At 60.2% G+C, this 14,799-nt stretch carries 12 protein-coding genes and 2 pseudogenes; 6 read left to right on the forward strand and 8 right to left on the reverse strand.

Annotated elements, in window-relative coordinates:
• Nucleotides 1-15: 15 nt before the first annotated feature.
• From EC915_RS01780 to EC915_RS01790, 3 genes are all read right to left on the reverse strand, one after another.
• Nucleotides 16-786 (reverse strand): class I SAM-dependent methyltransferase, encoded by a 771-nt coding sequence (locus tag EC915_RS01780; protein WP_133748809.1) that lies wholly within the window; start codon nucleotides 784-786, stop codon nucleotides 16-18.
• A gap of 142 nt (nucleotides 787-928) precedes the next feature.
• Nucleotides 929-1,600 carry an MFS transporter gene (locus tag EC915_RS01785; RefSeq protein ID WP_133748810.1) on the reverse strand — a complete coding sequence of 224 codons (672 nt, stop codon included), beginning with the start codon at nucleotides 1,598-1,600 and terminating at the stop codon, nucleotides 929-931.
• Between the two features lie 2 nt (nucleotides 1,601-1,602).
• Entirely contained in the window at nucleotides 1,603-2,499 is an 897-nt protein-coding gene (locus EC915_RS01790) for a LysR family transcriptional regulator (RefSeq protein WP_133748811.1), read from the reverse strand.
• A gap of 113 nt (nucleotides 2,500-2,612) precedes the next feature.
• Between EC915_RS01790 and EC915_RS01795 the strand changes: the two genes are divergently transcribed.
• Nucleotides 2,613-3,476 (forward strand): aldo/keto reductase family oxidoreductase, encoded by an 864-nt coding sequence (locus tag EC915_RS01795; RefSeq protein WP_133748812.1) that lies wholly within the window; start codon nucleotides 2,613-2,615, stop codon nucleotides 3,474-3,476.
• Here EC915_RS01795 and EC915_RS01800 read toward each other — a convergent pair.
• The 3 genes from EC915_RS01800 to EC915_RS01810 all read right to left on the reverse strand — a co-directional run bounded on the left by EC915_RS01800 (nucleotide 3,473) and on the right by EC915_RS01810 (nucleotide 6,869).
• Nucleotides 3,473-4,237, reverse strand: coding sequence for a creatininase family protein (locus tag EC915_RS01800; RefSeq protein ID WP_133748813.1), 765 nt, complete (start codon nucleotides 4,235-4,237; stop codon nucleotides 3,473-3,475). The genes EC915_RS01795 and EC915_RS01800 overlap by 4 nt on opposite strands.
• A 13-nt stretch (nucleotides 4,238-4,250) precedes the next feature.
• The gene (locus EC915_RS01805) at nucleotides 4,251-5,972 is read right to left on the reverse strand and encodes an amidase (protein ID WP_133748814.1); all 1,722 of its coding nucleotides are present in this window, start codon (nucleotides 5,970-5,972) and stop codon (nucleotides 4,251-4,253) included.
• Between the two features lie 300 nt (nucleotides 5,973-6,272).
• Entirely contained in the window at nucleotides 6,273-6,869 is a 597-nt protein-coding gene (locus EC915_RS01810) for a cupin (protein WP_133748815.1), read from the reverse strand.
• Nucleotides 6,870-7,201: 332 nt separating this feature from the next.
• Between EC915_RS01810 and EC915_RS01815 the strand changes: the two genes are divergently transcribed.
• Nucleotides 7,202-8,539, forward strand: a complete 1,338-nt coding sequence (locus tag EC915_RS01815) for a sorbosone dehydrogenase family protein (protein ID WP_133748816.1) — start codon at nucleotides 7,202-7,204, stop codon at nucleotides 8,537-8,539.
• Between the two features lie 193 nt (nucleotides 8,540-8,732).
• On the opposite strand, the pseudogene EC915_RS01820 reads toward EC915_RS01815, so the two are convergent.
• Nucleotides 8,733-9,354 (reverse strand): annotated as a pseudogene (locus EC915_RS01820) (DMT family transporter).
• Here EC915_RS01820 and EC915_RS01825 point away from each other — a divergent pair.
• From EC915_RS01825 to yghU, 4 genes and pseudogenes are all read left to right on the forward strand, one after another.
• Nucleotides 9,344-9,910: pseudogene (locus EC915_RS01825) on the forward strand (aminotransferase class I/II-fold pyridoxal phosphate-dependent enzyme); the annotation flags it as partial. The pseudogenes EC915_RS01820 and EC915_RS01825 sit on opposite strands and share 11 nt — an antisense overlap.
• 174 nt (nucleotides 9,911-10,084) lie before the next feature.
• A complete protein-coding gene (locus EC915_RS01830) occupies nucleotides 10,085-10,780 on the forward strand; it encodes an ATPase (RefSeq protein WP_133748818.1) in 696 nt (231 codons plus the stop codon).
• A 113-nt stretch (nucleotides 10,781-10,893) separates the two neighbouring features.
• Nucleotides 10,894-11,304 carry an ester cyclase gene (locus EC915_RS01835; RefSeq protein ID WP_133748819.1) on the forward strand — a complete coding sequence of 137 codons (411 nt, stop codon included), beginning with the start codon at nucleotides 10,894-10,896 and terminating at the stop codon, nucleotides 11,302-11,304.
• 250 nt (nucleotides 11,305-11,554) lie between these two features.
• Nucleotides 11,555-12,394: a glutathione-dependent disulfide-bond oxidoreductase gene (yghU, locus tag EC915_RS01840; RefSeq protein ID WP_133748820.1), complete on the forward strand. Its 840-nt coding sequence runs from the start codon at nucleotides 11,555-11,557 to the stop codon at nucleotides 12,392-12,394.
• Nucleotides 12,395-12,644: 250 nt separating this feature from the next.
• On the opposite strand, the gene EC915_RS01845 is transcribed toward yghU, so the two are convergent.
• A complete protein-coding gene (locus EC915_RS01845; RefSeq protein ID WP_133749393.1) occupies nucleotides 12,645-14,693 on the reverse strand; it encodes a TonB-dependent siderophore receptor in 2,049 nt (682 codons plus the stop codon).
• Between the last annotated feature and the right edge of the window lie 106 nt (nucleotides 14,694-14,799).

Here is a 14,799-nt window from a genome sequence, read left to right on the forward strand (position 1 = left end):
GGTGCTTACCTTTGATCAATCCAGCCGACGGCACAGGTAGGCCTGGGTCTGATAGGGAAATTCGACGGTCTGGCGGTCACGTAGGGCAGGGTGGGTCTGAATCAGATCACGCAGTTGCTTGGTGACAACGGCTTTTTCGGCTTGCGGCAGGGCAGCGATGAAGCTCACCGATAGGAAGCGGTTCATGATCACGGTTTCGGCATCGCCTGAATGGGTGTAGTTCAAGCAGGTGAGTTCAGGTTGGGCAAAGTAGCGCCCGTCGAAAGGTAAACGCCAGTCACCGGTGTGAAAACGCGGGGTGTCGCCTTCGTACGGCGTGATGATCCGCGTGATCTGGGCGACCCAGTCCACCGATTCATCGCGCACGTTCCAGATCAGACCGAGGCGACCGCCCGGTTTAAGCACGCGATGGATTTCGGCCACGGCGGCGTCATTGGCAAACCAGTGAAACGCCTGGGCGCACACCAGCACGTCGGCAGTGGCGTCTTCCAGGGGCAGGGATTCGGCAGTGCCACAGACAATCGGTGTGTCGGGGAAACGCTTGGCAAACTCCTGACGCATCGGCTCGACCGGTTCGACAGCGGTCAGGTGAGCGGTCAGCGGGGTGAGCAATCGGGTGAATTTGCCGGTGCCAGCTCCCAGATCCACCACCGACGATTGCGCGTCGATGCCTAGCGTGTGCTGTAACCAGGTGCCCAACTCATCCGGATAATCCGGCCGCCCCTGAGAGTAAGCGCCCGCTTGCGTTGAAAATCCTAACTGTGCAGCTTTGTGAATGACTGACATGGTCGGCGATCCTCTTTGTGGAGAAGTGGCTGGCGCATTATGCGGCAAATCCAGACGCCGATCAGTTGTTCTCAAGGCTGCCGCCCACCCGAACGTGCGGATGTATCGATGCGCTGGGTAGCCGGGGTCTGCTCGCGTCGGTTCACGCGGGGGGCTGTGCGCTGTAAATTTGCCGCACCACCGTCCAGCCAATGGCGCTCAAGCCCACGAATCCCGATGCCAGGGCGTATTCGAAATTTGCAACGGTCACACTCGCCAGCGCACTGATAACCCCGCCAGTGACAAACACCGTGGTATTGAGCATCGACGCTGCGGCGCCGGCATTACCGAGAAAAAGATCCATGGCCCGCGACACGGCTGCAGGACGGGTTATGGTCGTACCGGTGGTGCAGAGCATCATGGGCAACAGAATGGTCAGCAAACTGCGCTCGGTTGTGAGGTGCAGTGCGATCAGCGCCACGCCAGCCAGACTGATCAGCCCAAGGCCGACCTTCAGCTGTTGTTGATGATTGATGACTTTTTGCAAGCGACTGGCGATCACGCCCCCAATGACGTAAGCCGCGCCGTAGATAAGCAGGACCACCGAGAACTGCAGTTGAGTCAGCCCGAAGTCATCGAGAAAGATCACCGGTGAAATGGCAATAAATGAGAAGTGGCAGGTAAACGCGATGGCGGCGATCAGCGAAAAACCCATGAACCGTCCATTGGAAACAATGGCGCCGCAGGCGCTCCAGAAACCAAGGTTCGAGGCCGGAGCGAAGGAGGACGGCAGTGCCCATACCGCGTGAGCCTGACCCTGCGGTGAGCGTCTCATGTTCAACTTCTTTTTATAAAGTCCACGAACGCCCGCAGCGGCGATGGCACGTACCGGCGGCCCGGGTAATAGAGCAGTGGTCCGGTAAACGTCTGCCACCAGTCTTCCAGCACCGGTTCCAGCGCGCCGCTTTCCAGGTGTGGGCGCAGCCAGTCTTCGAAGAGAAAGACCACGCCAAGGCCGTCGATCGCACTCTGCACTGCCAGATCGACTGCGCCAGCGATGTTCACCACCAATGGGCCGGTCGGGTCGACGCGGACGGTTTCGCTGTCTTTCTCATACTCCCACAAAGGCATCGCGCCGCTGGGGAACTTGCCCCGCAGGCAGGCGTGTTCGAGCAGATCGCGCGGGTGTTGCGGGCGGCCTCTGGCATCGAGATAAGCGGGGGAAGCGGCCGTCGCAAAACGCTGAAATCGAGGGCCGATGGGCACGGCGATCATGTCCTGCTCCAGGCGTTCATCGTATCGGATGCCCGCGTCGCAACCCGCCGCGAGCATATCCACGAAGCTTTCCTCGACGATAATTTCCAGACGGATATCGGGATGCGCTTGCAGGAAGGGCGTGATGATCGCGGGCAGCACCAGCCGTGCAGCGCTGGCGGGCACGTTGAGCTTCAGGGTGCCGGCAGGTCGGTCACGAAAATCGTTGACCACGTCCAGTGCCGATTCAACCTCGGCAAGCGCCGGTACGATGCGCTCCATCAGCCGCGCCCCCGCTTCGGTGGGCAGCACGCTGCGGGTCGTCCGGTTGAGCAGTCGCACGCCCATTCCGGACTCCATGCGCCTCACCGCATCACTCAGGCTCGACGCCGATTTGCCGCTCGCCCGCGCGCCTTCGCGAAAACCGCCGGCCTTGACCACGGCGACGAAGGCCATCAAATCCTGAATATCTGCTGCCATTGGCTGCCACCATTGTTCGCTGAGCCGTACAACCTGTGCCGATTGCAGCTGATTATCGACCGACGGGTCAACATCTATAGTGGCCTCACATCACTCGATTGAGGCACAACGACATGAGCGACGCCAGCAAAGCAGGGACCTTCCGGCTCGGCGACCGGACCGTGAACCGCATGGGCTATGGTGCGATGCAACTGGCCGGGCCGGGCGTGTTCGGCCCGCCGAAAGACCCAAAGGCCGCACTTGCGGTTTTGCGTGAAGCCTTGGCATTGGGCGTAAACCACATCGACACTTCGGACTTCTACGGGCCTCATGTCACCAATCAACTGATTCGCGAAGCGCTGCACCCTTATGCCGATAATCTGACCCTGGTGACCAAAGTCGGCGCCAGCCGCGGTGATGACGCATCGTGGAACCCCGCGCTGAGCCCTGCCGAACTGACGCAGGCTGTGCACGACAATTTGCGCAATCTGGGACTGGATGTGCTGGATGTGGTGAACCTGCGGGCGTGGGGCACGATGCATGCGCCGGGAGAAGAGTCCATCGAGCAGGCATTCACCACGCTTGCCGAGCTGCAACGGCAAGGGCTGATCCGCCACTTGGGCCTGAGCAACGTCAGCGCGGCGCAGGTGAAAGAGGCACAAGGCATTGCCGAAGTGATCTGCGTGCAAAACCATTACAACCTGTCTCATCGTAGAGATGAGCCACTGATCGCGGAATTGGGCAAGCAGGGCATCGCCTACGTGCCGTTCTTTCCGTTGGGCGGCTTTACCCCGTTGCAGTCGGATGCATTGGCCAGCGTGGCCCAGCGTCTGAAGGCATCACAGCTGAAGGTGGCCCTGGCCTGGCTGCTGCAACGTGCGCCGAATATCCTGCTGATCCCGGGCACCTCGTCAGTGGCGCATTTGCGGGAGAACCTCACTGCCAGCGTGCTGAAGATCGCGCCTGGGTTGTTGGCCGAGCTGGACGCCGTGGCTTAGTGACTCGCACTTGAGCCGGGAGCCGCTTCCCGGCTGAACGCCTCCACTTCCCGCAGCAGGCTTTTAGCGGCGAGCGTTACCAGTTCGGCGCCTTTTTCCGGGGTTGCCAGGGCCGGGTCCGACCCCATGCGCCCGTCCGGGAAGCGGATGCGAAAGTCGCGGGCTTCCCGAATCGGACCGGTCGGGGCGATTTGCGGCGAGTAGGACGCCGATTTGATCGCCGCGGGATAGGCCCATTGAGTCACTGCGATTTCCGAGGGCGTGGCATGGGAACCGTGCCCGACGGGAAATTGCGCATACGCCCGTGGGCCCACGCTGTCCAGATCCCACCAGTTGCGCAGCTTCAACGCGAAACCGGCAGGGCGCCGGGCAAAGCTTGCTTCGGCGTACAGCTCCGAGAAGGCTGCTTCGATGGAGGCGACGTTGCCGCCATGGCCGTTAAGGAACAGGATTTTTTCGAAACCGTGACCAGCCAGTGAGCGCACCCAATCACCGATCGCGGCGATGAAGGTCGATGGACGCAAGGAAATGGTCCCGGGAAAGCCCAGGTGGTGTTGCGCCATGCCGATATTGAAGGTCGGTGCGACCAGAATGTCAGCACTCTGCTGAGCCTGGTGCGCGATGATTTCCGGGCACATCCAGTCGGTGCCCAGCAGACCGGTAGGACCATGCTGTTCGTTCGAGCCGATCGGCACGATGATGGTACGGCTGCGGGTCAGAAAATCTTCGATCTCGCACCATGTAGACAGGTGTAAAAGCATGCGATGTCCTCTCTCAGGCTGGCTTGGTTTGGGCAGACAGCGGCGGGGTGCGCGGCGGAACCATTCGCTTGTTCCCGGTTGATTCAAACGCCGACGCCAGACGCAGCAATGTCGAGTCGTCATAGGCGCGACCGGCGAAAGTCAGTCCCACTGGCATGCCGATGTCTGCCATCACACCCATTGGTACGGTCACTGTCGGCACGCCCAGATGGCGAATGGCGAGGTTGCCGTTGGCGACCCACACGCCGTTGCTCCAGGCGATGTCTGCTGCTTGAGGGTCGACATCCGAGTTGGCGGGTGCAACATCCGCGACGGTTGGGAAGAGCACCGCATCCAGCCCCAATTCATCCATCCAGTCTTCCAGATCGATACGTCGGGTTTTTTCCAGCCCGCGCAGGCCGTCGGCCAGCGTGTCTATCTCGTTCCAGGGCGTAATGCCACGCTCGGCCATTCGCACGTACTCGTCCATGCCCGCCGCCAGGTCGCCTTCGCGGTTCGGCAGGGTGCCGGGGTCGTGGGGGAAGATTTTCGCACCGTCGACGTCGACCAGTCGGTTCAGCTTCGGGTCGCCATTGGCGCGCAGGAAATCATCGAATGCCCAGGCGGTCAGGTCCCACAGCTCGTGGTGCAGGAATTCCCTGGAAACGATGCCGCGATTGAACACCGTCGGTGCGCCGGGTCGGTCCCCTTCGCAGTTGGACACCAGCGGGAAATCCACCTCTATGACTTCAGCGCCCGCCGCTTCAAGAGCTTTACGCGCCTCCTGCCACAGGTTGATCGCTGACGGACGTGTGTTGATGCGTTGCCCGGTCGGGCCGCCGATCCCGGGTGCATCACTGGTGCCTGCTTGAGGGTCGGCATTGATGTACATGCGTGGTACGCCCAGACGTTTGCCTGCCAGCGCGTCGGCCTTGACCGCCAGTTGCGCGTAGGACGCAGGACGTACGGAAGCGACGCTGGGGATCGCTACCCAAGGTTGCAGGCGCCAGAGGTCGCCTCGGGGATCGGGGTCTTCGGCGACCACCACGTCGAGCACTTCGAGCAGGTCGGCCATGGTCCGGGCAAACGGTACGACGACATCCATGGTCGGAGTCAGCGGCCAGTTGCCGCGCACTGAAATGACCCCGCGCGAAGGCGTGTATGCGCAGAGGCCATTGTTGGACGCCGGGCCACGGCCGCTGGACCAGGTTTCTTCCGCCAGGCCAAACGCCGCAAAACTGGCAGCGGTGGCCGTGCCTGCTCCGTTGGACGAGCCGGAGGCAAAGGGCGCGGTGAGGAAGTCAGCGTTGTACGGACTTTCCGCGCGGCCATATACGCCGCGCTGCATACCGCCATTGGCCATCGGCGGCATATTGGTTTTGCCCAGGCAGATGGCACCGGCGGCACGCAGGCGTTCGACGGTAAAGGCGTCGCGGTAGGCGATCAGGTCGGCGAAGGCCGGGCTGCCCGACGCGGCGGTGAGGCCCTTGACCAGATAACTGTCCTTGGCGGTGTAGGGAATGCCGTCCAGCGGACCGAGCACCTGACCGGTTGCACGCCGCTGGTCCGCGGCTTCAGCCTCTTTCAGAGCCTCGGGGTTATGCACCACCATGGCGTTGAGTGCGGTGTTGGTTTGCGCGCCGTCGTAGGCGTCGATCCGTGCCAGATACGCCTGCACCAGTTCCACCGAGGTGGTCTGGCCCGACTCAAGTGCCGCTCGCAGTTGGGCAATGGAGACTTCCGTGACGTCGATCATGCTGTCACCGTCGGTGGCCGGGAGTGCAGAACGTAGGATGTTTGAAGTGGATTTTTCATCGTGCTTTCCGTTTCGCTGCGTGCTCTCAGGGAAGCCGGAGCAGGCTGGACGTGTAATGCGGGTGGTGTATTTAACACCATGTGAGTAGCGGAGTCAGGGTCGGTTTCTGATCTTAACGCCCAGCCGGCACTGGTTCTTCTACAGAGGCGAGCAGCCACCGGCTTGCTAGCGCTCGCACCCCAGCGTTGCGCCCGTGAAGCAGAAGTGCCTGTCAGTGAGCGACGGGCGAAGAGGGCAGGCTCAGGCCTGAGGCCAGTATGTGTTCAAAGGCGGCGCCTTTCCTGTTACCGGGTCGGTTTCCGGGAACGCCAGACTCGCCATGCGTTGCTGCATCGCCTCGGTTGGCGCTTCACGGCAGATGTCCCAGTTCTGACCGGGCGGGTAGCCGCCGACCACCAGAAAATCGTCGCTGGCCCAGAGCCGGCAATGACCCGTCCCGGTGGGCAGTAACACGACATCGCCTTGGTTGACCGTGACCTCGAGGCCATTCGGTCCGCCCAGCATCAACCGCGCCCTGCCTGCAGCAAAGCCCAGCACCTCATGGGCGGTGGAGTGGTAATGGTGATAATCGAACACGCCGTCGCGCCAGGCAGGTGTCCAGCCGTTGCGCGCGAACAGCGCTTCCATTGTCGAAGCCACATCGCCCTCGGTGATCACGTCGGTGTAATGCAGAACCGGCAGGCGCGAGTGGTTGGGAACCCAGTCGTTGCGTTGCAGTAAAAGTGTTTTCGGTACTTGCATGGTATTTGCCCAGGCAAAGGCAGTCGGCAGCGCCAGCGTACTCGCACCGATGAGCAGAGCCCCTTTAATGAAATTGCGTCGGTCGAAGGTCGTCATGAATTATCCCCTCCGATTCAGCTGACCCGACCGGACCTCTCTGCGTTCCCTGAAGATCCCGCTCTCGTGGAGCGAAATTCGCCATCGCTACCGGCCTTTTCACCGGCGGTCGCTATTTGCACAATGCCAGCATGAGCAAACTCGGGCATCCACTGGCATGGGGCGATTATGGGACGGAACCCTTGGGCGAACGGCGTGGTCGTCTGCTTCATGCTGAAGGTCCTGTGCATTTGCGCTTGTTGAGCCGTTTGCCATCGGGCGACAGGGTGATGCTTCACCAGACGTTGTAAATCCACAACTGGCCCATGGATGGCCGTCACGAGGTTCCAACAATGATTGCAATGCAACGCTTTGCACTGCTGATGACCGCCGCAACGCTCCTCAGCGCCTGTGGAGACTCCTCCAGGCTGCCATTTCAGGCGGGGGTTGGCCCCAAGCCGCAATTACCCGAACCGAGCAGCTCACTGATCCCGACGCTGAACGTTTCCAAGGCCGTGGGCTGGAGTGGCGCTGACACGCCCAAGGCGCCCGATGGCTTCAAAGTACAGGCGCTGGCGGACGACCTTCAGCATCCACGCTGGCTGTACAAGCTGCCCAACGGCGACGTGCTGGTCGCCGAGAGCAATACACCGCCCAAGCCTGAAGGCTCGACAGATGGCGGCACCGGGCCGATGGCGTGGGCCAAGCGAACGGCCACAGGGATCGTCATGGGGCGTGCGGGGGCTGAAGTACCCAGTGCCAATCGCATCACGCTGCTGCGTGACGCCGATGGTGATGGCAAAGCCGAAATGCACAAGGTATTCATCAGCGGCCTGACCTCGCCATACGGCATGGTGCTGGTGGGTAACGAGCTGTTCATCGCCAACGCCGACGCGGTGGTCAAGGTTCCATACACCGAGGGTCAGACTGAAATCACTGCGACTCCAGTGAAAGTCACCGATCTGCCCTCCGGCATCAATCACCACTGGACCAAAAACATCGTTGCCAACAGCGACGGCAGCAAGCTCTACGTGACGGTGGGCTCCAACAGCAACGTTGGCGAGAATGGGCTGGAAGCAGAAAAGGGCCGGGCGGCAATCTGGGAAGTCGATGCTAAGAGCGGCGAGAAACGTCTGTTCGCCAGCGGCCTGCGCAATCCCAATGGCCTGATATGGAAACCGGGCAGTACCGAGTTGTGGACCGTGGTCAACGAGCGTGACGAAATCGGCAGCGACTTGGTGCCCGACTATCTGACCTCGGTGAAAGAGGGCGCTTTCTATGGCTGGCCGTGGAGCTATTACGGCAATCACATTGATAACCGAGTGCAGCCGCCACGCCCGGATATGGTGGCCAAAGCCATTGCCCCGGATTATGCGCTGGGCACCCACGTCGCACCGTTGGGCCTGACTTACTCCGCCGCCCGCGGGATGCCGGACAGTTTCGCCAACGGTGTTTTCGTCGGCGAACATGGCTCATGGAACCGCAACCCGCAAGCAGGCTATAAAGTGGTGTTCATCAAATTCGAGAATGGCCAGCCGTCAGGGATGCCGACCGATTTCCTCACCGGTTTCCTCAATGCCGACGGCGAAGCGCAAGGGCGTCCGGTCGGGGTGATTCTCGATCAGCAGGGTTCATTGCTGGTGGCCGATGATGTGGGCAACAAGGTCTGGCGAGTTAGTCGAACCAAGTAAAAAAGTATCTGGGGAGCCGCGCCACTGACGTGGCAGTTGCAACAACCTGTGTGAGCGAATTCATCCATGAGAGGCCGGTGCAGGCGACCTGTTCTTGTCGCCTCTAACGCCGCATCGCGAATGAGTTCGCTCCCACAGGTCGTCGGTCCAGTTAACGCGCAGAGCGCTATACCACGCGGTCCTCAGTGGTCGATCACAGTGAGAATTTGCGTACTCCCGCCACGCACAGGATGACTGCAACGGTGACAACGAGCATGCCAGCGCTGACCTCTTCGTGCAGCAACATCGCCGCCAGGGCCAAGCCGAAAAACGGTTGTAAGAGTTGAAGCTGACCCACTGCTGCGATACCGCCCTGAACCAGCCCGCGATACCAGAACACAAAGCCGATCAACATGCTGAACAGCGAGACGTAGCCCAGACTGATCCAGGCCGCAAGGCTGATGGTATGAACAGTGGGCGGTGCGATGAGCCAGGTCAGCGGCAACGTGACCGGCAGCGACAGCACCAGCGCCCAGCAGATGACCTGCCAACCGCCCAGCGTTTTGGAAATCCTGGCGCCTTCGGCGTAGCCCAGGCCGCACACCACAATCGCCAGCAACATCAACAGATCGCCGGTGCGGGAAACCCATCACCACCCCCAGCGCGACAATGCCCAACGGCAGCAGTTGATGCCAGGCCGGACGCGATTGCCTGAGCAGCAACAGCATGCACAGCGCCACAGTACCGGCAACGCAAGCGGGGGCCAGCGTTAGAAATACCGGAGCGAACTCCTGCACTGCGATGCGGGTTGCGGGCAGAGAGCCATTGCTGATCAAAGAAGCGGCCTATGCCTTTCTGGCAGAAGAGCCCGCTGTTTCATTGCGCGCGCTGGCGCCGGAGTTGACCGTCTATGTGTCTGGCTTCTCAAAGAATGTCGCGACAGGGCTGAGGGTCGGCTTCGTGGTCGCGCCCTTGCAGTGGGTGCCTGCGATTGAACGCACGATCAGGGCCTCCACCTGGAACACCCCAGGCGTGATGACCGCGCTTGTGTGTGGCTGGATCGAAGATGACACCGTCGCAAGGCTTGAAGCGGAAAAACGGCAGGAGGCGATGGTGCGCCAGACATTGGCGAAAAAGACGCTGGCTGGGCTGAAAGTCATCGGCCATCCGGCGTCTTATTTTCTTTGGATGCCTCTGCCCGAAGAGGTGCGGGCCGATCAGGCTGCCGCGGCATTGCTGGCGATGAATGTTGCTGTTGCAACCGCCCAGGCATTTGCGATTTCGAGCCCTGCGCCTCATGCGATTCGACTGGCGTTGGGCTCGGTCGAGCTGGAAGCGCTGCAGCACGCGCCGCATAAAGTCAGCCAGGTCATCCGCCGCTTTGCCTACTGAGTTAGTGCGGATACGACTATTGGAAACCTCGCTTATTCAGAAAAGGTAATAGACTTTTTCATCGTGCATACCATTGCTGAAATCGATAGTTAACATCACCGATTGCGAGTTCTTTTTCTCAACGAAAGGAGCAGGATAGAGCCAGACCGAACGGGCTTTAAGAAGGACACCGCGATGAGAATTTCAACCCTGCTGACGCTTGTCGCTGTCCTGACCGGTAGTGTCATCTCCACTGCGCCTGCCTCTGCTGCAGCTTCGGTTGCCACGGCCGTCACCAATGAGCAGTCCTGCCATCTTATGCCGCTCGCTGACAGCGGCATCGGCCTCAGACACTCACAGTCGGTGGGCGTGCTCTATAGCGAAAATACCGTCGCGACACTTCAGTACCTTGAGCAATACCATTCGGTTGCGTTGAAGGGTGTGGAAAACGGCGCGCTGGACGCCCGGATCCGCAATGCGTTCATCAACAGCTCCGATCCAGAACTGGCCATCGACTGGCTCAAGGCCTCGATATCAAGGGAGTTCGCCTCGGTCACCGTCTACCACAACCTGGACGCGCTGATGCAGGCGCGTCCGGACGTCGTGGTCATGCTCGACACCTACAACCAGCTGGTCACGCAGCGCAACAGTAATGTCCAGGCGCGCTTCATCGCCAAGTTCTACGACTCGAACCTGCAATACATCGGCAAGGCCGAAGGCGTGGATGCGAAAGAGTTGACCTCTGTCTGGGTCCACGACAAGGCCGCTGCGGAAATCGCTGCGCAGATCGATCAGCAGCGGGAGTTGCAAATCCATGCACTGAAGCAGTTCGATGCGTCGCTCAAGGCGCTCGTGACGACTGGAGAAGTGGCGCAGGTCGCCGGCAATTGAAAAGAGACCCCAAGTGCGCGCCTGATTCCAGCCGCAGGCACCCGGAACTCCCTTGCCGATGCGCGTCCTAATTCCTTAACGCTGCAGCCGCAGCGCTAATCTGGCGTTTTCTCATGACCCAAACACAAATCCGAGACCTGTATCGCGCTTACATCGACTGTTTGAACCGTCAGGACTGGCCCGAGCTGGGCCGCTTCGTCGATCAGAACGTTCACTACAACGATCAGCGCATCGGCCTTTGCGGCTACCAGCAAATGCTGGAGAACGACTTTCGTGCGATTCCCGATCTACGTTTCGTCATAGATCAACTGATTGCCGAGCCACCGCATATCGCGGCCCGGTTGTGTTTTGACTGTACGCCGGTGGGGGAGTTGTTCGGGCTGCCGGTTAATGGTCAGCGTGTCAGTTTCACCGAAAACGTTTTCTATGAGGTCAGCGCCGGACGTATTCGCAACGTACATTCCGTCATCGATAAGGCTGCCGTTGAAGCGCAGCTCAATCGCCCCTTGCCGCAGCGCCGCTAGCCTGGCAGGACCGACAGGATCGCTGATTCCACCGCTGCCCGTCTGGTCGATCGCCAGCCTCTGGCTGGCAGGCAGCGTTGGTTGGGTGAACGCGCTTCGCTGCAAAGCGCCTTGATTGAAAATTTCGACAGGCGCCCCAACGTAATTTCGACCCCAACCGCTCCCCATCACTCGGTTTGCTCATGGCTCGCGTTTTTGTGCTGCGGCGCCATTGATTCACCCTAAGTGGTTCACTCTAGAGGTTTGTTTGATGACTAACCAAGCGTACGTTCCTCCCAAGGTATGGAAAGACCAAGCCGGATCCGGCGGTCAGTTCTCCAAGACCAATCGCCCCATCGCAGGTCCGACCCATGAGAAAACGCTGCCGGTCGGCAAACATCCGCTTCAGCTCTACTCACTGGCCACGCCCAACGGTGTGAAGATCACCATCATGCTTGAAGAGCTGCTGGCGCTGGGCAAGTCCGAAGCCGAATACGACGCCTGGCTGATCCGCATCGGCGAGGGCGATCAGTTCTCCAGCGGTTTCGTCGACATCAACCCCAACTCCAAGATCCCGGCCTTGCTGGACCGTAGTGTTGAGCCACCGCTGCGCGTATTCGAATCCGGTTCGATCCTGCTGTACCTGGCCGAAAAATTCGGGGCGTTGTTGCCGACAGATCCAGCAGGTCGTACTGAAACCCTCAACTGGCTGTTCTGGCAAATGGGGGCGGCGCCGTATCTGGGCGGCGGGTTCGGGCATTTCTATGTCTATGCTCCTGAAAAGATCGAATACGCGATCAACCGCTTCACCATGGAAGCCAAGCGTCAGCTGGATGTGCTCGACCGGCGCCTGGCCGAAAGTCCTTATCTGGCAGGCAACGAGTACAGCATCGCCGACATCGCGGTGTGGTCGTGGTACGGCCAACTGGTGCGCGGCACTGTGTATTCGGCCGCTGAATTCCTCTGCGCACACGAGTACACCCACGTACAGCGCTGGGCCGAAGAAATTGCCAAGCGTCCTGCAGTCCTGCGTGGCTTGAGGGTCAACCGCACCTGGGGTGAGGAGAGCGAACAGGTGCCAGAACGGCACTCAGCATCGGACCTCGACTGACCTTACGATGAGTTCCCGACTTATGCGCAAGGAGTGATCGACCGCTAGCGGCAGCGATCATTTTTTGCGTCGAGTGCTTTTTCCCTGTAGGAGCGAATTCATTCGCGAGAGGCCGGTGCAGGCGACCTGTCTCTATCGCCTTGAACACCGCCATCGGGCACATTCACTCCCACAGGACTTTGAGTTCGGCGTTGAATCTCAGAATGGTCGAGGGCCTGGCGCGATTGCGCCGGCCCTGAATCAGGCTGCGTCAGTAGGTCCAGGTCACCGAGGCGGTCAGGTTACGGGGCGCGCCATAGTTGGCACTGGTGGCGCTGTTGTACAGCGACATCAGGTATTTGCGATCGGTGACGTTGTTCAGGTTGAGCGACGTGCTCCAGTGATCATCGATGTCATAGCGGGTCATCAAATCCACCAAGGCATAGGCATTTTGGCGGATAGCGCCGTTGTCGTCGTTTTCAACCGGTCCCTGCCAGCTCACACGCGTACCGACCCTGGCCTTGGGCATACCCGGCAGGCGATAAGTCGCCATGCCGCGCAAGCTGTGCGTTGGCACGTATTTTCGAGCGCGATCACCGTTATCGTCATCGATACGCACGTAGGTGTAGCCAGCGAGTATCTCCAGACCGGGCATGGCCTCACCTGAAGCTTGCAGTTCGACCCCATGGCTCTTGTAGTCCAATGCGTCGTACACGCTGCGACTGCCAACGTAACCTGCATACTCGGCGACGTTTTCCTGCTTGGTCTTGAACACCGCCGCCGTTAGATTGAGGCCGTTGTCCAGGCTGCCCTTCAGACCGATCTCTTCGCTTGTGCCTTCCAGCGGATCCAGCAACCTGCCATCCAGATCCACCTTGTATTGCGGGCTGAATATCTGCGTCCAGCTGCCGTACACACTCCACTGATCGTTGAGGTCATAGACCAGGCCGGTATAAGGCGTGACTTTACCGTGCTCGCGGGTATCGTGATCCACACCATAGTCCAGCCCGCTACCATCGGCGCTGAGCATTCTCGCACCGACGACCCAGTGCAGATCATCCATCAGGCTGAAGCGGGCACCGGCGTAGACGCTCTTTTGCGTATCGCGATAGTTCTGGTTATTGGTGTCGAATGTGTAACTCAGTGACGGCTGCGCGATGGCCCCTGCGAGTGTGCCGCAGAAGCTAACGTCGTAATAACCATCGGCATTGATGTCATGCTCGTTGGCCTTGAGCTGCGTGCGGCCATAACTGGCACCCACGGTCAGCTCGTGATCGCGGCCAAACAGGCTGAACGGGCCAGACAGCTGGGCCTCGCCGATCATCTGGTCGGTTTTGCTGGTGATATGAGTCGGGTACGCCGATGCGTCGTCGCCTGTGACGCTGGCGATGTAGAACATGTCCGTGTCCTGGTACTGGCGAATGCCGGTCACCGACAACTTGCTGTTCCAGCCATTGCCGAAGTCATGCTTGAGCTCGGCGAACGTGCGCTGGGTGTGCACGTTCCAGTAAGTCCACGGCTGGCCGACGTTGGAGCTGCGGCTGCTGTAGTGGATCGGATTGCCGGCTGAATCGGCAAGCGGCAAATTGCCCCAAGTGCTGGCGTTGGAGTCGCTGTCGTGCTGGGAGAAGCCGATGGTGAGGGTGTCGGCATCGGACAGGTCGAAATCCAGCAGGCCTGCGGCTACGTTGATCTCGTGGCTGTAGCGATCCAGATAGGAATTGCCTTTGTCGTGGGTATAGATGAAGCGTGCGCGGATATTGCCGCTGTCGGTCAGTGGGCCGGACACGTCAACGTCCACCCGGCGGTTGTCCCAGGAGCCGACGCTGGTGCCGATTTTGGCCTGCAAATCCCTGGTCGGACGTTTACGCACGAAGTTGACTGTCGCAGAAGGGTTGCCCGTCCCACTCATCAAACCGTTGGCACCGTGCAGAATATCGATCTGCTCATACTCGGCCAGGTCCTGATCGCCCACCAGCAGGTCGCCCGTAAAGGGCATGCCCATGCCGTCGTATTCGAAAGTGGTGATGTCGAAGCCGCGCGAAGTGAACTGCGTGCGATCAGTCTCGGTCTGCTCGACCGTGACCGACGGGGCCGCGCGCAGTGCTTGCTTGATGCTGTTCATCCTGAAATCGTCGATCTGATCGCGCGTCAGGGTGGTGACGGCCTGTGGCGTTTCCTTGTCTGTCAATCCCAATCGGGTAGTGCTGTTGGCCGCTCTTCCCTGATAGCCCTGACTGAGTTCGTCGGCTTGTGCGCCGCTGCTCTGAATCCGGGTAGAGGGCAAAGTCATTTCATCAGCCGCGTGAGCAATGGGCATGGCGCTGCAGGCGCCAGCGAGGAGCAGGCTGGCAGGGAGGCGGGCTTTCAAGGTGCGTTTCCTGAGTCTAAGAGTCAGAGGGGATGCTAATGAGAATGTAAATGAG

The sequence above is a fragment of the Pseudomonas sp. LP_7_YM genome, assembly GCF_004364435.1.
Taxonomy (GTDB): Bacteria; Pseudomonadota; Gammaproteobacteria; order Pseudomonadales; family Pseudomonadaceae; genus Aquipseudomonas.